The organism is Acinetobacter sp. L-24 (genome assembly GCF_056857555.1).
In genome coordinates, this window is the sequence record NZ_JBSXNI010000047.1 from 177,402 (window position 1) to 198,444 (window position 21,043).

Genomic DNA, 21,043 nt, shown 5'->3' on the forward strand with positions numbered 1-21,043 from the left:
TAATACACATGAGTACTGAAGCAGTCGCTGTATCAGCAGTTTCTGAGCCACAGCAACACACTCCATCCGCTCCAGCACAGGCAAATACTGTCGAGAAAGTGAATTTACTTGGCATGTCACGTCCGCAAATGGAAAAATTCTTTGAGGACATGGGTGAAAAGAAGTTTCGTGCCGGGCAGGTGATGAAATGGATTCACCAGTTCTTCGTGACTGATTTTGCTGAAATGACCAATATTTCAGGAAAACTGCGTGAAAAACTGGAAAAGATTTGTGAAATTAAAGCACCGGAAGTGGTGCATAAAAACTATTCCAAAGATGGAACTCGTAAATGGGTATTCCGTGTTGGCGACGGTGAAGGTTCCCTCGTCGAAACGGTACTGATTCCGGCAGAACATCGTAGTGGTTTACGTCGCACTTTGTGTATTTCTTCACAAGTGGGCTGTGCGCTGGACTGCTCATTCTGCTCAACCGGTAAACAGGGTTTCCAGCGTGATTTGACTCAAGCCGAAATTATCGGTCAGCTCTGGATGGCGAACTATTCCTATATGGAAGATGTGCCTGTACTTGAGCGTGAACGTTCAGTCACGAACGTGGTGATGATGGGCATGGGCGAGCCATTACTCAACTACGATGCAGTATTGAATTCAATGCGTATTATGCTTGATGACTTTGCATACGGCATGTCAAAACGTCGTGTGACTTTATCGACTTCTGGTGTGGTACCGAAAATCGATCAGATGGTCAAAGATATTGACGTGGCGCTGGCTATTTCATTGCATGCGCCAAATGATGAACTGCGTAACGAGCTGGTGCCGATCAATAAAAAATATCCGCTTGAGCAGCTGATTGCTGCATGTCAGCGCTATATTGCTAAAGATGGTAACGAAAGTTCACGTAAACATGTGACGATTGAATATGTGATGTTAGATGGCGTGAATGACCATCCTGAACATGCTCAGCAAATGATTAAGCTGTTGAAGAATTTGCCAAGCAAGATTAATTTGATTCCTTTTAATCCGTTCCCGCATGCGCCATATGGCCGCTCAAGCCGCAACCGGATTATTTCTTTCCAAAAAACTTTGTCTGATGCCGGTTTTGTGTGTACGATTCGTCAGACACGTGGTGATGACATTGATGCCGCGTGCGGACAGTTAGTCGGACAAGTTGCTGACCGTACCCGTCGTGCGGAACAGTGGAAAAAGAAAATTGCGCAATCGAATGAGATCATGCGCTCACAAGGATAATAAGAGGTCGCCAGTTGAGAAATCTAACATCAAAGTTTGCTTTGATTTCAACAGTATGTGTGTCTTTGGTTTTAGTCGCGTGTCAGACGCCAGATCTGGGTCAGAAAGACCCTGAAAAGGCCACCAAAGTCCGTACCCAATTGGCGGTAGAATATCTGAGAACAGGTGACCTGGATGCAGCTAAACGTGCGCTGGATCAGGCACTTGAAAGCAGTCCGCGTGATTCTCAAGCGAATATGATGATGGGCGTGCTACTGCAACAGGAAGGTAGTAAGCTTAATCTCGAAAAAGCAGATCATTATTTCAAGCGTGCGATTTCGGCAGATCCGAAAAATGCGCAGGCGCGAAATAATTACGGCACTTATTTATATCAGCTTGAACGCTATAATGATGCAATCGAGCAGTTTCAAATTGCTGGTGCCACTTTAGGTTATGATCAACGTTTCCGTGCATTGGAAAATATGGGACGGATTTACCTGAAACTGGGTGATACAGCGAATGCTGAAAAATCATTCAAACAGGCGCTACAAGCCAATCGCGATTCTTATATTTCAATGTTAGAGTTGGCAGAAATATTTTATTTGAACCAGCAGTTCCCGGCTGCGACACAAATGTATCAACAGTTTGTACGTGGTGTGGGACAGAAAAATCAGGGTGCCCGTGCACTCTGGATTGGCATTCGCACTGCGCGTGCCGGAGGTGATCAGTTGGGTATGCAGGTATTGGTCAACCAGTTACGTGCACTTTTTCCTGAAAGCCAGGAATACCAACGTTATTTGCAATTACAGTACAGTACTGAGGCCGTATGGAAGTAAATCCTAATTCACCATCGAATCATTCGAGCGTAGCTCCAAATGCGTTAGGAAATATTCAACGTCCGGGCGAGTACTTGCGCCAGATTCGTATCAATCAGCAGCGCAATCTGGAAGATGTAGCGAAAGAGCTGAATATCCCGGTCAAAACCCTGACTGCACTGGAACAGGACGAATATAAGTCTTTGCCTGAAGCAACTTTTATCAAAGGTTATTACCGGACTTATGCCAAATTTCTGGGTGTAGATGCGTCTAGTATTATTCAGCGATTTGATGAAATTTATACCAATGATACCGGGTTGCTGCCGAATCATGCCTTGAACAATTCTCCTATTAAAATTATGGGGAAATTGCCAGGTTCCAAACGTGACCGCAATCGTAAATGGTTAAAGCGCATTTTTATTACGCTGGTACTGCTGCTGATTTTGGGCGCACTGTTTGCCATGATTCAGAACTGGTCGAGCAGTAATTCACAAAATAGCAGTGAAGTCTCTGGAGTAGGCGCTTCTAATGTCGAGATTCTGAATCTGGATACAGGTGCCGCACTTTCCGGTGATCAGCTGAAGCTTGATTTTAACCGTCCGACTTCGGTGCATATTGTCGACTCGGCGGGTAATGTTCTGGCAACTGGCCGTCAGGCATCGAGCTTGCAACTGAATGGTGAAGCGCCATTCCAGATTCGTCTGGATGATGCATCGGCTGTATCACTCAGTTTAAATAATGAAAATATTTCATTGTCACCCTACACTGTGAACGGAAAAGCAGAATTCCGTTTATCACCTTAACAGATCAAGAGTAGAGCAGAACGATGATCGTAAATCCAATTAAACGTCGTCCAACACGTAAAATTCGTGTGGGTTCAGTTTATGTGGGTGGTGATGCACCAATCAGTATCCAGTCGATGACCAATACTGAAACCTGTGATGTAGCAGCTACGGTTGCTCAGATCCAGCGCTGCGTCGATGCAGGCGCGGACATCATGCGGGTTTCTGTGCCTACCATGGAAGCGGCGGCGGCATTTGGTGAAATTCGCAAGCAGGTCAATGTACCTTTGGTGGCGGATATTCACTTCGATTATAAAATTGCTTTGGCAGTTGCCGATTTGGGTGCAGACTGCCTGCGGATTAACCCGGGCAATATCGGTTCGGAAGCGAAAATCCGTGAAGTGGTGGCCGCGGCACGTCATAACGACATTTCCATGCGGATCGGGGTGAATGCCGGCTCACTGGAAAAAGATATTCAAAAGAAATATGGCGAGCCGACTGGTCAGGCTTTGCTTGAATCTGCGATGCGCCATATCGATATTCTAGACCGTCTGGATTTCCAGGAATTCAAAATTTCAGTCAAAGCCTCGAATGTGTTCCTGACCATGGATGCGTATCGTTTGCTGTCACAGCAAATTGATAATCCGCTGCATTTGGGTGTCACAGAAGCGGGTATTTACCGTACCGGTTCGGTTAAATCTGCGATCGCTTTGGGCGGCCTGCTGATGGAAGGTATTGGCGATACCATGCGTATTTCCTTAGCTGCCGAGCCTGAAGAAGAAATTAAAATTGGTTTCGATATTCTGAAATCGCTGGGTCTGCGCTCCAATGGGATTAACTTCATTGCTTGCCCAAGCTGTTCACGTCAGGAATTTAATGTGATTTCAGTGATGCAGCAACTTGAAGAGCGTTTAGAAGATATTCGTACCCCAATGGATGTGTCTGTCATTGGCTGTAAGGTCAATGGGCCGGGCGAAGCTAAAGAAGCGGATATTGGTGTAGTGGGTGCAGCACCACGTTCACTAGTGTACCGTAATGGTGAGAAGAGCCATTTAATTGACACGAATCAATTGGTTGATGAAATCGAAACCATGGTTCGTCAACGTGTTACCGAGCTTGAAGAAGCTAAATCTAAAGAAATTATTCGTACAAGTTTTCCTGAGTAGATCATGAGTTCAATCGTCGCAATCAAAGGTTTTAATGACATTCTCCCAACGCAAACCCCAGCTTGGAGACGTCTTGAACAGCATCTATCCGGTTTGATGGATGCCTATGGCTATCAACAAATTCGTTTGCCTATCGTAGAACAGACTAATTTGTTTAAACGTTCGATCGGTGATGCAACCGATATCGTTGAAAAAGAAATGTATACCTTCCTCGACAAGGGTAATCCGCCTGAGTCGTTGACGTTACGTCCTGAAGGGACGGCTGGCTGTGTACGTGCCATGCTGGAGCATAATCTGCTGCGTGGTGCGACGCCTCGCGTCTGGTATATCGGCCCAATGTTCCGTTATGAAAAACCGCAAAAAGGTCGTTACCGTCAGTTTCACCAGTTTGGTGTGGAAACCTTTGGTGTGGCAACGCCAGATATGGATGCTGAACTGATTTTGATGACAGCGCGTCTGTGGAAACGTATGGGTGTGGCGGACAAAGTTCAATTAGAACTCAACACACTCGGTGAGTCGGATGAACGTGCAGCTTACCGTGCGGCACTGGTTGAGTTTTTAGAGTCGCATAAAGCTGATCTGGATGAAGATTCTCAGCGCCGTCTGACCACGAATCCATTGCGTATTTTGGACTCTAAAGATGCCAAAACACAAAGCATCTTGGAAAATGCACCGAAACTGCATGACTTTATGGGTGAAGAAACTCTGGCGCATTTTGCCCAGTTACAGCAGTATTTGACTGATGCAGGCGTGAGCTTCGTGATCAATCAAAAACTGGTACGCGGTCTGGACTATTACAACAAAACTGTTTTTGAATGGACCACAACCCATTTGGGTTCACAAGGAACAGTCTGTGCCGGTGGCCGTTATGACGGCCTGGTGGGGCAGCTTAAAGGAAAGGCAGATCAGTCTGTTCCTGCAGTTGGTTTTGCCATGGGTATCGAGCGTTTATTGCTTTTGCTTGAGCAGGTTGAAGACAATACCCCGACACGTGATTGTGAAGTATTCCTGGTGGCTGAACCGGCTTCTCAAGGTAAAGCTTTGGTCATTGCGGAGCAGATCCGTGATCAGCTTGAAGCAGCAGGCAGTCAGGTTCGTCTGAAAGTAGGCTCACAGGGTTCAATGAAATCGCAAATGAAAAAGGCTGATCAAGCCGGTGCTTTGTATGCGGCGATTTTGGGTGAACGTGAACTGGAAGCTCAGGCGTTTACTGTGAAAGAGCTGGCAACCGCAGAGCAATCGAATGTACCATTTACGGACTTCGTTGCATTTTTTAGTACTAAAATTTCTTCAAAATAATCGATAAAACATTAGGAAAAGGGTAATCTCATGAGCGCAATGAGTGGTGATGAACAGTTTGAAAGCTTAAAATCCTTTACGAAGAAATATGGTTCTTCGATGATTACTGGGATTTTAATTGCGCTGATTGCCTTTTTTGGATGGGAATATTGGCAGAAGAAAAACTTGGCAGAGTCGCAAATGCACACTGCCAAGGTTCAGCAGTTGATGGATGATGCACAGGCATCGAAAGGTGATGGTTTTGCCAAGTTGTCTGAAGCTGCGGACAAGATTGTCAAGGAAGCACCTGATTCAGCACAGGCGATTCAGACCCAGCTGGTGATGGCGAAACTGGCTTATGACAAAGAAGATTATGCTGCGGCCGAGAAAGCGCTACAGAAAGTTGAAAACTCGAAAGTAGACGATAAAGGTCTGGTTCAGGTCGTCAAACTTCGTCTGGCTTATGCACAATTGGCGCAGAAAAAATATGATGCTGCATTGAAAACTTTAGAAGCAGTCACTGAGCCTGCATTTAAAGCAACTGCCGATGAAGCACGTGGCGATATCTATGTTGCCAAAAATGATATTGAAAATGCTAAAAAAGTATATCAAAGTGCATGGGATGCTTTGATTGAACGTAAAGAAGAACGTCAGATTTTACAAATTAAGCTCGAAAGCGTAGGCGTATTGGTCGATGATCCGGAAATCGAACGCCCAATTATAGAAACACAAGCGGAAGAAGCTGAATGAATAGAAAATACAAAATTACCTGTGCCTTGACTGTTTTAACGCTTGCATTGGCTGGCTGTGCGGGTAAAACCAATAAAGTTCCAGAAGTAAAACCGAATCCACTTCCAAAACTGACTCAAGCCAAAACCCTGGTCCCTGTATTTTCCACCAGTGTGGCTTCGACAGATGCTGCTGATCCGTTGCGTTTACGTCTGGATGCAGATAATGATGTGGTCTTTGCGATTGACCCGAAAGGCGAAGTGTCTGCATTTAAAGGCAAACAGCGTCTGTGGCAGAAAAAAGTCAGCAAAGACAATTTAAGTTCTGGTGTTGAAGCTGCTGAAGGTCTTGTTGTCGTTGGCAACCAGAAAGGCCAACTGTTTGCGCTGGATCAGCAAACCGGCGAGCAAAAATGGACTGCGCAATTGACGGGTGCTTTACTGGCACCTTCATTAATTCATGCTGGTCGTGTCATTAGCGTGAGCAATGACGGCACCGTATATGCGCATGAAATTGCGACGGGTGCGCAAGTTTGGACTTATAACTTACCTAATGTACAATTCAGCCTGCGTGGCATGGCTGCACCTGTTGCATTAGATGCTCGTAATGTACTGATTGCATCTTCCAATGCTTATATCTATGCACTGGATGCCTTAAGCGGTGTGCCAAAATTACAGCGTCGTGTCGCAGTGTCGGATGGGCGTTCTGATATCCAGCGTCTGGTTGATATTGACGGGGAACCGGTCGTTGCAGGCCAGTTTGTGGTGACCACCAGTTATCAAGGTCAGGTGACTGTGCTGGATTTAGCTTCACAACAGGTGGTCTGGAGTGAAGATGCCAGCAGTATCCAGCGTCCAGAAGTTGTGGGTAATGGCGTATTTGTGGCGCAAACCGATGGCAAAATCAAAGCCTTTGAGATTACCTCGGGTCAACCGCTTTGGGAAAATGACCAGTTGCTGAATCGCAAGTTAAGTAATCCGGTGATGCTGGGTACTGATCTTGTAGTCGGTGATCTGGATGGTGTCTTGCACCTGATTGATCCGCGTACCGGACAGATTACTGGTCGTTCGAAAACCTCTGGGGAAGTACGTAGCTTACGCGTCATCGACAACCAGCTGTATGTTTCCACACGCAAGGGCGCATTAAGCATTTGGCAGAACCGTTAATTTTAACGAGCCTTATGCTAAACTAGCCACAACCGTATTTTGTGAACGCGGGGTGATTGAAAAATCAATGCCCCGTGTTTTTATTTAGGGTATTTACCCCTTATATCTTCCTATGCTTTCTGATGTTCAGGCCACTTTGACGCCTGATATTAAATAAAGGTTACTCTATGAAACCCGTAATTGCGCTCATTGGTCGTCCGAACGTCGGAAAATCAACGCTGTTCAACCAGATTACCAAGAGCCGTGACGCATTGGTGGCAGACTTCGCAGGTCTGACACGCGACCGTAAATATGGCGATGCTACCTATCAAAATAAATCTTTCATTGTGGTCGATACTGGCGGTATTGGCGAAAATGAAGGTGGGATTGACTCCTACATGGCAGAGCAATCCAAGACTGCCATTCATGAAGCCGACATTATTATTTTTGTGGTTGATGCGCGTGCCGGACTACTGGCTTCCGATGAACAGATTGCACGTGAATTACGTACTTTAGGCAAAAAAGTCTTTCTGGTGGCCAACAAGGTTGATGGCGTACATGCTGAAGCTGCCCTGGTTGAATTCTACAAACTGGGTATGGGTGAGCCGTTACAAGTGGCAGCCAGCCATGGTCGTGGTGTTCAGCAGATGCTGGAAGACGTACTTGCTGATGTGCCGGAAGATGAAAATCCAGAAGAGCATGACAAAAACACGGGTCTGCGTTTAGCGATTATTGGTCGTCCAAACGTAGGTAAATCAACGCTGGTGAACCGCTTGCTCGGTGAAGAGCGTGTGGTGGCATTTGATCAGCCGGGTACAACACGTGACTCGATTTATATTCCATTCGAGCGTGATGGCCGTCAATACACCCTGATTGATACTGCCGGGGTGCGCCGTAAAGGTAAAGTCGATGAAATGATTGAGAAATTCTCGATTGTTAAAACTTTACAGGCAATGAAAGATGCCAACGTAATTGTGGTTGTAGTCGATGCGCGTGATGGTATTGTTGAGCAGGATTTGCATTTGATTGGCTATGCACTTGAAGCGGGTCGTGCCATGGTTATTGCAGTCAATAAATGGGATAACATGACTGAATATGATCGTAAGCAATGTAAGCTTGATGTAGAGCGTCGCTTCGATTTTATTCCATGGGCCAAAGTGCATTTGATTTCTGCATTGCATGGAACGGGCGTGGGCGATCTTTATCCATCGATTCACCGTGCTTATGATTCATCTCGTTTGAAAGTATCACCAGCAAAAATCACCCAGATTTTAAATGATGCGACAGATGCCCACCAACCGCCGATGGTTCAGGGTCGTCGTATTAAAATGCGTTATGCGCATATGGGTGGACAAAATCCGCCAACGATCGTTATTCACGGAAACAAAGTGGATAAAACCCCTGCGGATTATCGTCGTTACCTGGAAAATGTGTTCCGTAAAGTGTACAAGCTTGAAGGTACACCGATTAAAATCGAGTTTAAAACTTCGGAAAACCCGTTTGAAGGTCGTAAGTCTCAAGTGGATGAGCGTGCAGCTGCACGTAAACGTCGTTATGTACAGAAGTTCAAGAAAGCCGAGAAGAAATTTAAGCGTTAATTTTATAGTTTAAATTTTCCGGATAAAAAGCCTGCGTAAAGCGGGCTTTTTTATTACCTATAAAAATATTTTTTAATCAGGCTTAATTTTGAATTTAATAAAAATAAAATATTCTTTTAATTATAGTTATTTAGTATAAGTATCAATTTAATATTTATGTGATATGTATTATATTTGTGTGAAATTGTTAATTCAGTCGCAAAAATGAAAATTGACTGAAAAAGATCATAATAAATTACTACCCAAATTTGCGGTGGTGTGAGGGGAACATGAAAAAAACTGCATTGGCCTTAATCTGTATGATGGGCTTACCAAGCCTTGCATGCGCTGAAATGATCAAAGTGAATGGTGAGGGCAGTAGCCCCATTATAAAAAAAGATCCAATAGGAACACGGAATCAAGCATTGAATAATGCAAAAACTGATGCAGTCATTGCTTTAATCAAAAAAATAAATGGCCCTCAAGCCATGCAGGATGCCGAACTCCATCTGGCAGATATTGTGAAACAAGTTGACAATGGCTACGTATTTAATCGTGGTAGTCAAACCAACAATAACAATGAACTGGTTACTTCTATTTCAATTGAAATGGATGATCAGGAGTTTCGCCAGATCTTAAATGATCTGGGTTTATCCAAAAAGAATAGCCGAACCAGTCCGATCATGATCGTAATGGATGAATATTTTGGTGTACCGCGAGATAACTCAAAACCGGTGAAAGAGTTTACGTCGTACTTTTCTGACAAGAGCTATGCCTATGATGAAAAGGCCAGCTATGACGCGAAAGAAAGTGCAAAAGCCAGTGAAAGTTCATCATATTCATCAAAAGGCAAATCAGCTTCGGCTTCAGGCTATGCCTATGGTAATTACTATGGTGCAGGTGCGGGCGTTGCTGCACGTTCATCAAGTCACAATAATTCAGGTAAATCTTCTGCTTCAGCAAGTTATAACGCCAGTGAATCAGCACGTTATAGCCAGTCTGAACGCCAGAATGATATTCAAAATTTTGTGAAATATGTGGAATATCAAACCCCGTCGACCACACCTGAGCGTGAAAATCAAACGTTAACCTCAATTGCCCGTGCAGCATCTAAATATGATCTACGCTTAATGGATTCGGATGTGTTTCGTAGCCGTTATCTCAAAGGCAAGAGTATGACCATTCAACAATTGCTGGGTGATGCAGAGCTGGCAAAACTTGCAGTGGCTGCACGTCAGGAAAAAGCGGACTGGTTTATGGTCGGTAGCTCTTATATTTATGACCGTGGTCGTTCAGGTGCAACGGGTCAGTTTGTTTGTGATGGTGCACTCAGCTATAAAATTTATTCAGTCGATGATGGCACACTGATGGGCGGCGATACCCGTACAGAATCATCAACTGCTGCAACGACAGATACTTGCCGTACCAATGTTGCCCGTAAACTGGGTGAAATGACGCTATCTGAAGTCGGTCCACAAATCCTCGCCTATTCGAAAAACCGCAGCATGTATGGTAAGGAAATAACCCTCTTTGTAAAAAGTGTATCAGGTAGCGTATCTAGCCGGTTAGGGGATGACCTGTACGTAGCCTTAGATGAAATGGATGGTGCGGAAAATATCGATATCCGTACCCAGGATGGCAAATTGGTCGAGATGACCATGACTTATAAGAGTGAAAAGCCCTTAAGTGCTGAACTTGCCAAAGCATTGCGCCGGGTAAATCCTGTTCTGTCGAATGCCGAACGCCTGCAAGCAGGGAATACCATTACTTTATGTATTGGTGGTACTCAATGCAAATAAGCTTGAAAAAAGTCATGCTTGCCATGGCGCTGATGGGAACGGCTAGTGCGCAGGCCAATATTCAGGTTTTTCCGGCGAAGGGAATTTACGGGCTGGAACTGCCTTGTCGTCAATCGGTGGAACATATAGAAGCAAACGCATCATCCATTTCCTGTGACTTTAGCAAGGCTGTATCTAGCGAGACGATTCGTACTCAAGTTGTACAAGCTTTCGAGCAGCAGCTGAAACAGGCCTTGCAAGATCAGGTGGTTACTTCAATTTCCCAACAGAATAAACATCGAAGCTATGTGGCTTCTCTGGAAGTTTTGCGGGCCAGCGAATATGTGGTGCAAAAGGAGTCTACAGCCGAGATTTTTCTGCCAGTCACTTTAAGTTTAAAGTTGACCAATGTCCTATCCGGAGAAGTGATTTATACCGATAGCGCTACTTTATCTCAACCTATACAGGTGCTGGCGACTGATATCGAGGCGGCTACAACCCGTCAGGCGGTTCAGCAGAAATTTCAAAGTAGCTTGCTGACCTTGACTCAGCAATTGACCCAAGATCTACAGAAGAAATTTAAGGTCTCTGAAGTGCAGACCAAGGTGATTGACCGCTGGAAGTCTTATATGGTTTTGGATAAAGGCTTTAATCAAGGGATTGCCAAAGATGATGAGCTGAGCTCGGCTTCAGGAGATTTAATCCGGGTTGTCCATGCTGACAGTGATTATGCTGTGGCATTGCCTGTATTGATGAGTGGTAATTCGAGCCAGTTTAGCAAGATTTCGGCTAATACCCGTCAGGCACTGAACAAGCCTAAAGCTTTGGTGGTGGATGTATTGACTTATCAAGGCGAGTCAAAAGACCTGATTGAGCAGATTTTTTCTGATGCGATCGGAGAAAATGCATCTTTTACCCTTACACCAGTCAACAAACGTTATAGCGTGCTCGCACAGAGTATCAGTGAGCAGACAGGTTTAACTAATCAGGAAACCCAGCATCAGCGTGAACTTCCTGAATTTTTTATTCGTATTAATGTGATTCCTGTAATTGGTTATCAGCAGCAAGTCGGCAAAATGACTGAGCAGCAAGTGGTACATAGCGAAGTCTTTGCTGAAATGATTGACCGTTCTGGGCGCGTGATTTATTCGGCGCATGCGACTGATGAAATCAGTGAAGCCATTTCACAAGGAATGGGTTTTTCACTGGATACGCGTAAAGAAGTGGCACTTAAAAATGCTTTGGTGAAATTGGGTCAGCAATTCCAAAAAGGGATTCAATTTACCCGTTCAGATTTGCAGGTAGCGAGTGGTGGTAGCGAGACCATCACGATTCAGGATGCAGGCGAGCGTTTGACCACAGGCATGAAAATTCATGTGTATAACCGTGAAAAAGTTGCTCAGCGTCAAGTGTTAATCCCGACTTGGGAAGCTACAGTCATTGAGCGTCAAGGGACTAAAGTCAAAGCGCAGCTTGATTTTCCTGTGAGTGGAAATGACCGCCTGCCGGTACGTTCGGGTGACAGCATCTTGGTGGATAGCCATGCTGCTGTGGGTGAGTCGAAACTTGCTCGTGTACTTTGTCCAAGCTTGCATACTGATCAAGTCGGAGAGATTCCATTTTATGGATTTGGTCCGCTGATTTATCACGCATTTACCAGTCAGTCCAAACGTCCATTTTATGCCACAGGCTCAGGTTTTAAAGGTCAGACCAGTTTGGAAACATCAATTATAAAAATGACTGAAAATGCCGGCTTTAAAAAACAGCTAGATTTGAAACTGTATGTGCCTAAAGACGAGTGCTTACAGCCAGCATTCAAAATTCAGGTTCAAGAAGACTCTATTAAATGCAATGCAGACAAATCCAGTTGCGATGCCACTTTGGTGTTGGCAGGTGGCGCGCGGCGTTTTAATGCAAAACAGGAACGTGTTGGGGCTGTTGGTTTACAGCAAGAAGTTAGTTTAAAAGGGATTGATATCACCCATCGTCATGAAATGTACAACATTCAGATGTTCAAGGCATTACCAAAAATTTTAAATCAGATCGTGCAAAAGGCCGATGCAGTTCAGTAAGGAATTATAAGGGGAAATACTATGAAAAAAATCGCAAGCATCTTGATCTTGGGAAGTGCTGTATTGGCATCGCAAAGCCATGCCGGTCTTGGAACATTGAGTAGTCTGGCATCAAAAGCAGTTGCAACGACAACAGGCACATCTTCACAAAATCTGGATTTGGCGGGTTTTCTTAAGCAGGCACAAGCCACCAATGCCATGTTTATTCAAAGCCGAACGACACTGGCAACCCTGTTTGCTGAACGTAAAGACAGTGAAGAGCTGAAAACCAAATTAAACAGCTTGAAAACTACCTCAGACGTAAAGGAAAAAGAGGCCATCCAGAAAGAGATTACCAAATTGACCAATGATGTTCTGGATGCATCAAAAAAGGATGAAGCGGCGACACTGGAACGTATTAATGCATTAAGTGTAAGCCAGAAACAGCTTCTAGTTAACTCACTTACTAACTTTGCGATTGCGGGCTTGTCTGCACGCGAACTCGTGCTTAATAGTAAGCAGGTGTCTATGCAAATGCTCAGTAATCCGCGTAGTGTCAGCGATAGCGGTATGTCTTTTATGGATGCCAAAGGTCTATTAGGTGATGTGACTGGAATTGCAAAAAACGCAACAATGGCATTGGTGGAGTATCCGCAATTGATGAAAAAAGCGGGCTTGAACTTTAAGGCGCCAGAATCTGCAGCAGCAAAACCAGTTGATATTTCTGATTCAATCTAAGCAATATGAGTCTAGCCTGTTTTCGAACAGGCTTTCTTTTTTTATCTGGCGACGTAAAATGAAAAAGTCCATCTGTTTCTATGAGCTTTGCATTGTCGCGAAATATTCAAATTTATCTACAAAAAATAGATCAGTTCTTTTCGATTAAACCGCCTGAATCACGGGTAGAGCAAATCAAAAATCGAAAACTGGCAATTTATGCGCGACGTAACCAGTTGCTGTCAGATCAATTCAATCATCCGATCCAATCTCTGGATTTCACCGCCACTGAATATGGCAAGCCTTATTTAAATGACTATCCGGATTTCAGTTTTAATCATAGTCATAGTCAAAATTTCTACGCCCTGGCCACGAGCAGGAATGTCCAAAACTTGGGAATCGATATTGAAGAACTGAGCCGTAAAGTCCGTTTTGAAGCTTTGGCACAGCACGCCTTCCATCCTGAAGAACTCAAAACTTGGCAAACGCTGGCTTATGATCCCGAATACTGGTTTAAAGTCTGGACGACTAAAGAGGCCGTGTTAAAGGCATCAGGCTTGGGAATCCGGATCAACCTCAACGAACTCAATACCAATATCCATCCTGAGCAAAATGGTGGGCGCTGCGAACATCCAGAGATTGGCATCTATGCTTATCAAAATTATTCTATTGCTGGCTGTATGCTCACCGTGGCCTGGCAAAGTGAGCATTCCTGCAAAGGGTTGAGATTTCCAGTGATCCAGATTCATCACACTGTCTAAAACAGAATCAACCCAAATATTTTTTATTTTCTGGAAATGACCAGGTTACTCAGCCGATTCACAAATTGTGGACTCATCCGCGACAAATGAAATAAAAACTGGCTTTTGAATCCAACCGGATGATGCGTTGCTTGCCAAATGGAATCTTTGAGCTGTGCCAGTTTCAGAATCTCTTGTGCAACATCTTCTGCTTTTAAATGCACACCCATTTTTTTAATACTTTCTGCCTGCATATCTTTGACCATGGCTGTACTGACGAAAAGCGGCATGACATCCAAGACTCGAATCCCATAGGGTTGCCACTCAATATCCAGACTTTCAGTCAGGCCACGCACCGCAAACTTGCTGGTGGAATAACTGCTTAAATCGGCCTGGCCATAAATCGCCGAAGCTGAAGATAGATTAATGATGCGGGCAAATGAAGATTCTTTTAAATAAGGGAAAGCGGCATGACAGCCGTTCATGACTCCTTTAACATTAATATCCAGAGTCCGATGATGCGCCATAATATCAGTTTCTTCAAAAGGGCCTGAATATAAAATCCCGGCATTATTGACCAGAATATTGATTTCACCTGCCCAAGCTGAAAATTCGGCTAAAGCTGTTTCCCAGGACGTATAACCAGCCACATCCAGAAAACCGGCTTTGGCATGTTCGCCCAGTTGCTGGGCCAGTTGTTCTGCCTGCTCCACCTGAACATCATAAATACCCACCTTGTAGCCGTGCTGGTAAAATAGGGCGGCTGTCGCGGCACCAATTCCTTGTGCTGCACCGCTAATCAATATACTGTGCATGTGCCTGATCTCCTTATTGTCTTTTTTTTGAGCATAACAAGAAACTGGCAGATTGACGCGACAATTTGGTAAAAAAAAAGAGGTTTTTAAACATGGAACAACTACTCAAGGTCATGCGCGAATTACGTGAAAAATGTCCATGGGATCAGCAGCAGACCCCCGAATCTCTGACCAAATATGCCATTGAGGAAGCTTACGAAGTCGAAGCGGCAGTCCGCTCTGGAAAAGTCGACGATGTCCGCGATGAGCTGGGTGATTTGCTGTTACAGGTAGTGTTCCAGTCGCAGATGTACAGTGAGCAGGGCGCTTTCGATTTTCAGGATGTGGTGCAGGCCATTACCGATAAACTGATTCGCCGTCATCCGCATGTATTTCAAGCTGAACAATTTGCAAAAATGAGTCCGGAAGATGTGTCCGAGCTATGGAAAGAAATCAAACAGCAAGAAAAGCAGGGCAAGCCGCGTTCACGCCTGGATCAGATTAAACATGCACCGGCTTTGGCGCAGGCTGATGAAATTCAAAAAAATGTCGCCAAAATCGGTTTTGATTTTCCGGACATGGCGGGTGCTTATGCCAAGCTGGAAGAAGAGCTGGCTGAATTAAAAGAAGCGGTAGCCGGACAAAATTCCGATGAAATACAGGAAGAATTTGGCGACTGCTTATTTTCTCTGGTCAATGTTGGACGTAAACTTGGCATCTCCAGCGAGATGGCATTATTGGGTACGATCCATAAATTTCGGACCCGCTTTGCCTTGATGGAAGATCAGGCAGAACGACAACAATTAGACTTGGAAAAGCTGTCACTAACTGAACTTGATCAGCTGTGGGAACAGGCTAAATTAGAATTAAAACAAAGAGCAGCACATGAAAAAAATACCTTATCGAATCGGTCCGACGTGGATTAATCTTCTTCTGAGTTGCTGGTTGGGCTTTATTTCTATCGGAACAGCGCATGCGACTGCGACCGATTATATGGAATGGAAGACCCAGCAACAGCAACATGATGCACGTCTGAAGAAAAAAGCTGCCGCTACGGCTTCATCCGAAAGCAATCACTATCTGGCGAAGCCTGCATTATCGGCATCTTCCGCTGCTGATAAAATCAGTTTAAATAATGCAACTGTAGAGCAATTACAACAGCTGAATGGGATTGGTCAAAAGAAGGCCGAAGCGATTATTGAACATCGGCAAAAAAACGGTAAATTCAAAAGCATTGAAGAGATCCAGCTAGTCAAAGGTATTGGGCCGGCATTATTTGCCAAAAACAAGGCCAAACTGGCCTTGTAAGGCGACAGCATGGATCATGACTAGCTGATTGATTTGACTCGCAGGATTGACATAATCAAATTGCCCTTTAGGCGTGTAAGCGATATGATTAGCGTCATCTTGGAATTTTACGTTCAGACGTAGGAGACAGCGTCTTTTGCAAACTTTGCGCGCGTCAAAATGTGGTTTATCAACCGCTCAATTACCTTCTTATATTCTCGATGTGATTGATGCCTTAAACAAGGCAGGCTATGAAGCTTATATCGTGGGTGGTGGTGTTCGAGATCTGATGTTAGGTTTGAATCCTAAAGATTTCGATGCAGTTACCAATGCAACCCCGGCTCAGGTCAAGGAAGTTTTCGGACGACGTTGTCGGATTATCGGACGACGTTTCGAACTGGCGCATGTCTATTCAGGGCGGGAACTGGTTGAAGTGGCAACCTTCCGTGCACCACCAAAAAAAGCAGTGACCTCGGCCGCGGGGATGATTCTGCGTGACAACAACTGGGGTAGCATCGAGCAGGATTTTGCCCGTCGTGATTTCTCCATCAATGCAATGTACTACCAGCCGCGTAAAGGCATTGTGCTGGATTTCTGCAATGCGGTCGATGATATTCACAGCAAAACCTTACGCTTACTCGGTGATCCGACTTTAAGATTTGAAGAAGATCCGGTGCGGATGCTGCGAACCTTACGTTTTGCGGCCAAGCTGAACTTTAATATTGATGAGGCGATTCTGGATGTCTTTACGCCGGAAATGACCCAGTTACTGCGTGATGTTTCTCCACATCGACTTTATGATGAATCACAGAAACTGTTCACCATGGGACACCTAAATCGTGTCTTGCCAATGCTGATCGATTTCGGCATCTGGCAGCAGTTATTTGCAGATATCAAGCCTGAAATTACGCCGTTTATGGAACGTGCTGCGAAAAATACCGATCAGCGTATTTCTATCGGCAAGACCATCAACCCTGCATTTTTCTATGCGGTATTGTTATGGCAGCCGTTCCTTGAGCGTTGTGAATTCTATCTGAATAAAGGTGTGGTAGCGGCCGAAGCCCGTGCCCAAGCTGGGCTCGACGTATTAAAACGTCAGGCAACCCGCACTATTATTCCACGCTTTGCGGAAACTTTTATTCGTGAAGTCTGGGAAATGCAGACCCGTTTGCTGAATCCAAAACCACAGCAAATTGAGGCCTTGTCCAGTCATGCGCGTTTCCGTGCCGGCTTTGACTTTTTGCTGCTGCGTGAAAAATCAGGCGATGCAACTGCCCAAGGCATGGGCAGCTGGTGGGATGCTTACCAGCAAATGAGCGGTGACGAGAAAGAACGGGCCATTAGCCAGTATAACCGTCAGCGTGCCAAGAGCCGTCGCAAGGCGAGTCAAGAAGAACATCTGGACCAGAAACTGACCCAACAGCAAGATCTCGCTGAGATTGAGCCGTTAGTGAATGAACCTGAACCACGCAATCGTCGTGTGCGTAAAGCCAAGTTTGAAGACAAGGCGAAACCTCTGTCGCATGTGGCAGCCAGTGCCAGCGGTGAAATTGGCGCAGATCATCCGATTATGAAACGTAAGCGGGTAAAACGTGATCTGAGCCAAGTGGTGTTTGGACCAACACAATGATCGTGACGTATATTGGCCTGGGCAGTAACCTGGGTGATTCACGCCAGATTTTGGCAGAAGCTGTACAGAAACTGGCGACCTTGGGGCAGGTGAAAACTTCGCATCTGTATCAAAGTCCACCGATGGGACCACAAGATCAGCCGAACTATCTGAATGCAGTGGTGCAGTTAAATACCGATCTGGCCGCTTTAAGCCTGCTGGATCGCCTGCAAGCCTTTGAGCAGGACGCAGGTCGGGTACGTTTACGTCATTGGGGCGAACGTACACTGGATCTGGACTTGCTGATCTACGGCAATGAACAGATTCACAATGAACGCTTAACTGTGCCGCATGTCGGGGTATTAGAGCGTGATTTTGTCCTGATTCCACTTCTGGATATTGATCCTGAAATGCAGGTTCATGGACATAGATTAAAAGACCTGGACATCGTCAAACAATCGAACCTCGCGGTACTCGATGACAGCAACTGGGCAAATATTTAATTTTTAAGTGATGGTAGTTTCGACAGAACTTTCAAGCATAGAGGAATATTTTCATGGTCAGTCTGAGTGATTTAAGACGCTTTAAAGCAGATGGACGCAAATTTTCATGTCTGACTTGCTATGATGCCAGTATGGCCAAAGCCATGGAAATTGCCGAAGTGGACAGCATTTTAATTGGCGATTCTCTGGGAATGTCAATTCAGGGGCGTGATTCGACTTTGCCGGTCACGGTTGCAGATATGGCTTATCATACTGCTGCGGTACGCCGTGGTAACCAGCATGCCTTTATCATGACTGACTTGCCATTTATGAGCTATGCCACCTTGACTGATGCCTTACAAAGCTCGAAAACCGTGATGCAGGCCGGCGCGCAAATGGTGAAAATGGAAGGTGGTGCATGGCTGGCAGATACCGTGCAAGTGCTGACCCGTAACGGTATTCCGGTGTGTGTGCATTTGGGTCTTACTCCGCAGTCGGTACATGTCTTTGGCGGTTATAAGCTGCAAGCCCGTACTCGTGAAGCGGCCGATCAGCTGATTGCGGACTGTAAGGCAGTGGTAGAGGCGGGAGCTGCACTATTGCTACTTGAGTGCGTACCGGCACAGCTTGGCCAGGAAATCACAGAACTGTTTCCGCAGATTCCGGTCATTGGCATTGGCGCGGGCGCAGCCACAGACGGCCAGGTGCTGGTGGTTCAGGATATGCTCGGTTTGACCTTTGGCCACACTGCAAAATTTGTACGTAATTTTATGCAAGAACAATCGGGTGCGACAGCCATTCTGGATGCTTTTAAAGCGTATCATGCTGCAGTTTTAGATGGATCTTTCCCGGCACCAGAACAAACTTTTCAGGTTGAATTGTAAGATGAAAACAGAAACCACCATTCAGGGCTTAGCGGCATCATTAAATCCGGCGCGTACCAGTCGCAAGATTATTGGTTTTGTACCGACCATGGGTAATCTGCATCAAGGACATTTAAACTTGGTGCGTGAAGCGCGTAAGTTGTGTGATGTGGTGGTGGTCAGTATCTTTGTCAATCCAATCCAGTTTGGACCCAATGAAGATTTTGACAGCTATCCGCGCACACTTGAGCAGGATCAGCAACTTTTGGCAGAAGTTGGTTGTGATATCGTGTTTGCGCCGACGGTTGAGCAAATGTATGGCAAAAAACCGCGTCTGACCAATATCAGTGTGTCTGATATTACCAATGATTTATGCGGTTTGCAGCGTCCCGGCCATTTTGATGGTGTGGCGGTGGTGGTCACTAAATTGTTTAATATCGTACAGCCGAATTACGCCTTCTTTGGCCAGAAAGATTATCAGCAATTGGCGGTCATTCGTCAGTTTGTACAAGACCTGAATATTCCACTGGAAGTGATTGGTGTGCCGATTGCCCGTGCAGAAGACGGCCTGGCTTTAAGTTCGCGCAATGGTTATTTAAGCGAAGAGCATCGTGCAATCGCACCGGTCATTTATCAAAGCTTGCAAAAGGCTGAACAGCAATTACTTGCAGGCGTGGAGCTGGATACGGTATTGGCGGAGATTCGCCAGACTTTAACCGATGCCGGGTTTGTAGTGGACTATATTGAAGCCCGCACTCCAGAATTACAAAAAATTCATACGTTTAATCAAGATCTTGTGTTATTTATAGCTGCGAAGCTGGGGAATACACGTCTGATCGATAACCTGCAGGTTAAATACACTGCCGGCTAAGATGAAAGGGTAGCATGCATGAAGCGCATTTTAATTGTCACAGGACAATCTGGTTCGGGTAAATCATCTGCATTACAGGTGCTTGAAGATCTGGGTTATTACTGTATTGATAATTTGCCTTTGGCATTGCTTCCCGAAATTGTGGCAAAACTGGACAGCGAAAACAATCTGGAACAGTTGGCGCTGGGCGTCGATGTGCGCAGTACCCGGGCAGATTTACAAGAATTTGATCATGTATTTGAGCAACTGCAACAGCATGGTTCGGTCGATATTATCTATCTGACCACGCAGGATCAGGAGCTGATTGCCCGCTTTAGTGCTTCGCGTCGGCCGCATCCTCTGGCGTCACGCTTTAAAAGTCTGAATCAGTGTATACAGGAAGAAAAAATCCTGTTGATGCCGCTTCAGTTGCGTTCTACGGTACATATCGATACCACCGATAAAAGTGTGCATGATCTGAAACATACCTTGTTGTCCAAGCTTGGACAGGCCGATAACCTGATCCTGATTCTGCAATCCTTTGGTTATAAGCATGGCATTCCACTGGATGCCGATTATGTCTTTGATGTCCGGCATTTGCCGAATCCGCATTGGGAACTGGAACTGCGCAAATTTTCAGGGCTAGATCAGCCCGTGCAGGCGTTTTTACAAAAGAGCGATCAGGTCGAGGATATGTTCAATGATCTGTATCATTTTCTGGACAAGTGGTTGCCGACCTTTGCTGAAGGGCATCGTCATTATATGACCGTGTCGATTGGCTGTACCGGTGGTCAGCATCGTTCTGTTTATATTGTGGATAGACTAAAAAAAGCCCTTGAGGCAAAATGGTCTATTCAAGTCCTCCATCGAGAAATGAAGCACTGGTCATGATTGATACGACAGTTGACGTAATTAATAAACTGGGTTTACATGCACGCGCATCTGGTAAACTGATAGAAGTTACCACCAAATTTCGTTCCAGTATCCAGATTGGCAAAGCGGATAAACTGGTAGATGCAAAAAATATCATGTCCTTGCTGATGCTCGGTGCGGGCAAAGGAACAACTTTACGCTTGGTGATTGAAGGAGCAGACGAGGACAAAGCCTTATCTGAAATTCAGGCACTATTTGCAGCAAAATTTTATGAGGCAGATTAA

At 45.2% G+C, this 21,043-nt stretch carries 21 protein-coding genes; 20 read left to right on the forward strand and 1 reads right to left on the reverse strand.

Annotated features, from left to right (window positions below; translation table 11 throughout):
* Window positions 1-8: 8 nt before the first annotated feature.
* The 12 genes from rlmN (at window position 9) to AC13CK_RS15315 (ending at window position 14,022) form a co-directional block, all read left to right on the forward strand.
* Complete coding sequence (rlmN, locus tag AC13CK_RS15260; RefSeq protein ID WP_004278358.1) at window positions 9-1,244, forward strand: dual-specificity RNA methyltransferase RlmN; 1,236 nt, start codon at window positions 9-11, stop codon at window positions 1,242-1,244.
* Between the two features lie 14 nt (window positions 1,245-1,258).
* Entirely contained in the window at window positions 1,259-2,059 is an 801-nt protein-coding gene (gene pilW / locus AC13CK_RS15265; protein ID WP_071850435.1) for a type IV pilus biogenesis/stability protein PilW, read from the forward strand.
* Complete coding sequence (locus tag AC13CK_RS15270) at window positions 2,050-2,841, forward strand: helix-turn-helix domain-containing protein (protein ID WP_004647463.1); 792 nt, start codon at window positions 2,050-2,052, stop codon at window positions 2,839-2,841. The genes pilW and AC13CK_RS15270 overlap by 10 nt, the downstream gene beginning before the upstream one ends.
* A gap of 23 nt (window positions 2,842-2,864) precedes the next feature.
* Complete coding sequence (gene ispG / locus AC13CK_RS15275; protein ID WP_004278355.1) at window positions 2,865-3,986, forward strand: flavodoxin-dependent (E)-4-hydroxy-3-methylbut-2-enyl-diphosphate synthase; 1,122 nt, start codon at window positions 2,865-2,867, stop codon at window positions 3,984-3,986.
* A gap of 3 nt (window positions 3,987-3,989) precedes the next feature.
* Window positions 3,990-5,285 carry a histidine--tRNA ligase gene (gene hisS / locus AC13CK_RS15280; RefSeq protein ID WP_004278353.1) on the forward strand — a complete coding sequence of 432 codons (1,296 nt, stop codon included), beginning with the start codon at window positions 3,990-3,992 and terminating at the stop codon, window positions 5,283-5,285.
* Between the two features lie 30 nt (window positions 5,286-5,315).
* Window positions 5,316-6,014 carry a YfgM family protein gene (locus tag AC13CK_RS15285; protein ID WP_004278352.1) on the forward strand — a complete coding sequence of 233 codons (699 nt, stop codon included), beginning with the start codon at window positions 5,316-5,318 and terminating at the stop codon, window positions 6,012-6,014.
* Complete coding sequence (bamB, locus tag AC13CK_RS15290; RefSeq protein WP_425879183.1) at window positions 6,011-7,159, forward strand: outer membrane protein assembly factor BamB; 1,149 nt, start codon at window positions 6,011-6,013, stop codon at window positions 7,157-7,159. Before AC13CK_RS15285 ends, bamB begins: the two co-directional genes overlap by 4 nt.
* A gap of 167 nt (window positions 7,160-7,326) precedes the next feature.
* On the forward strand, window positions 7,327-8,736 hold the full coding sequence (gene der / locus AC13CK_RS15295) for a ribosome biogenesis GTPase Der (RefSeq protein WP_004278348.1): 1,410 nt from the start codon (window positions 7,327-7,329) through the stop codon (window positions 8,734-8,736).
* Window positions 8,737-9,005: 269 nt separating this feature from the next.
* Window positions 9,006-10,514 carry a hypothetical protein gene (locus AC13CK_RS15300; protein WP_425879185.1) on the forward strand — a complete coding sequence of 503 codons (1,509 nt, stop codon included), beginning with the start codon at window positions 9,006-9,008 and terminating at the stop codon, window positions 10,512-10,514.
* Complete coding sequence (locus tag AC13CK_RS15305) at window positions 10,505-12,565, forward strand: hypothetical protein (RefSeq protein WP_425879187.1); 2,061 nt, start codon at window positions 10,505-10,507, stop codon at window positions 12,563-12,565. Before AC13CK_RS15300 ends, AC13CK_RS15305 begins: the two co-directional genes overlap by 10 nt.
* 21 nt (window positions 12,566-12,586) lie before the next feature.
* Window positions 12,587-13,282: a hypothetical protein gene (locus AC13CK_RS15310; RefSeq protein WP_180038806.1), complete on the forward strand. Its 696-nt coding sequence runs from the start codon at window positions 12,587-12,589 to the stop codon at window positions 13,280-13,282.
* 80 nt (window positions 13,283-13,362) lie between these two features.
* Entirely contained in the window at window positions 13,363-14,022 is a 660-nt protein-coding gene (locus AC13CK_RS15315; RefSeq protein ID WP_425879190.1) for a 4'-phosphopantetheinyl transferase family protein, read from the forward strand.
* 23 nt (window positions 14,023-14,045) lie between these two features.
* On the opposite strand, the gene AC13CK_RS15320 is transcribed toward AC13CK_RS15315, so the two are convergent.
* A complete protein-coding gene (locus AC13CK_RS15320) occupies window positions 14,046-14,816 on the reverse strand; it encodes an SDR family oxidoreductase (RefSeq protein ID WP_425879192.1) in 771 nt (256 codons plus the stop codon).
* A gap of 92 nt (window positions 14,817-14,908) precedes the next feature.
* Here AC13CK_RS15320 and mazG point away from each other — a divergent pair, with 92 nt between their 5' ends.
* The 8 genes from mazG to AC13CK_RS15360 all read left to right on the forward strand — a co-directional run bounded on the left by mazG (window position 14,909) and on the right by AC13CK_RS15360 (window position 21,043).
* Window positions 14,909-15,721, forward strand: coding sequence for a nucleoside triphosphate pyrophosphohydrolase (gene mazG / locus AC13CK_RS15325; RefSeq protein WP_425879193.1), 813 nt, complete (start codon window positions 14,909-14,911; stop codon window positions 15,719-15,721).
* On the forward strand, window positions 15,681-16,103 hold the full coding sequence (locus AC13CK_RS15330; protein ID WP_222110534.1) for a ComEA family DNA-binding protein: 423 nt from the start codon (window positions 15,681-15,683) through the stop codon (window positions 16,101-16,103). The genes mazG and AC13CK_RS15330 overlap by 41 nt, the downstream gene beginning before the upstream one ends.
* A 136-nt stretch (window positions 16,104-16,239) precedes the next feature.
* On the forward strand, window positions 16,240-17,712 hold the full coding sequence (gene pcnB, locus AC13CK_RS15335) for a polynucleotide adenylyltransferase PcnB (RefSeq protein ID WP_482831293.1): 1,473 nt from the start codon (window positions 16,240-16,242) through the stop codon (window positions 17,710-17,712).
* Window positions 17,709-18,194 carry a 2-amino-4-hydroxy-6-hydroxymethyldihydropteridine diphosphokinase gene (folK, locus tag AC13CK_RS15340; RefSeq protein WP_482831294.1) on the forward strand — a complete coding sequence of 162 codons (486 nt, stop codon included), beginning with the start codon at window positions 17,709-17,711 and terminating at the stop codon, window positions 18,192-18,194. Before pcnB ends, folK begins: the two co-directional genes overlap by 4 nt.
* Window positions 18,195-18,247: 53 nt before the next feature.
* A complete protein-coding gene (panB, locus tag AC13CK_RS15345) occupies window positions 18,248-19,057 on the forward strand; it encodes a 3-methyl-2-oxobutanoate hydroxymethyltransferase (RefSeq protein WP_071850421.1) in 810 nt (269 codons plus the stop codon).
* A 1-nt stretch (window position 19,058) separates the two neighbouring features.
* Window positions 19,059-19,907: a pantoate--beta-alanine ligase gene (gene panC / locus AC13CK_RS15350; RefSeq protein ID WP_482831295.1), complete on the forward strand. Its 849-nt coding sequence runs from the start codon at window positions 19,059-19,061 to the stop codon at window positions 19,905-19,907.
* Between the two features lie 18 nt (window positions 19,908-19,925).
* Entirely contained in the window at window positions 19,926-20,777 is an 852-nt protein-coding gene (gene rapZ / locus AC13CK_RS15355; protein ID WP_482831296.1) for an RNase adapter RapZ, read from the forward strand.
* Window positions 20,774-21,043, forward strand: a complete 270-nt coding sequence (locus AC13CK_RS15360; RefSeq protein ID WP_034438008.1) for an HPr family phosphocarrier protein — start codon at window positions 20,774-20,776, stop codon at window positions 21,041-21,043. The genes rapZ and AC13CK_RS15360 overlap by 4 nt, the downstream gene beginning before the upstream one ends.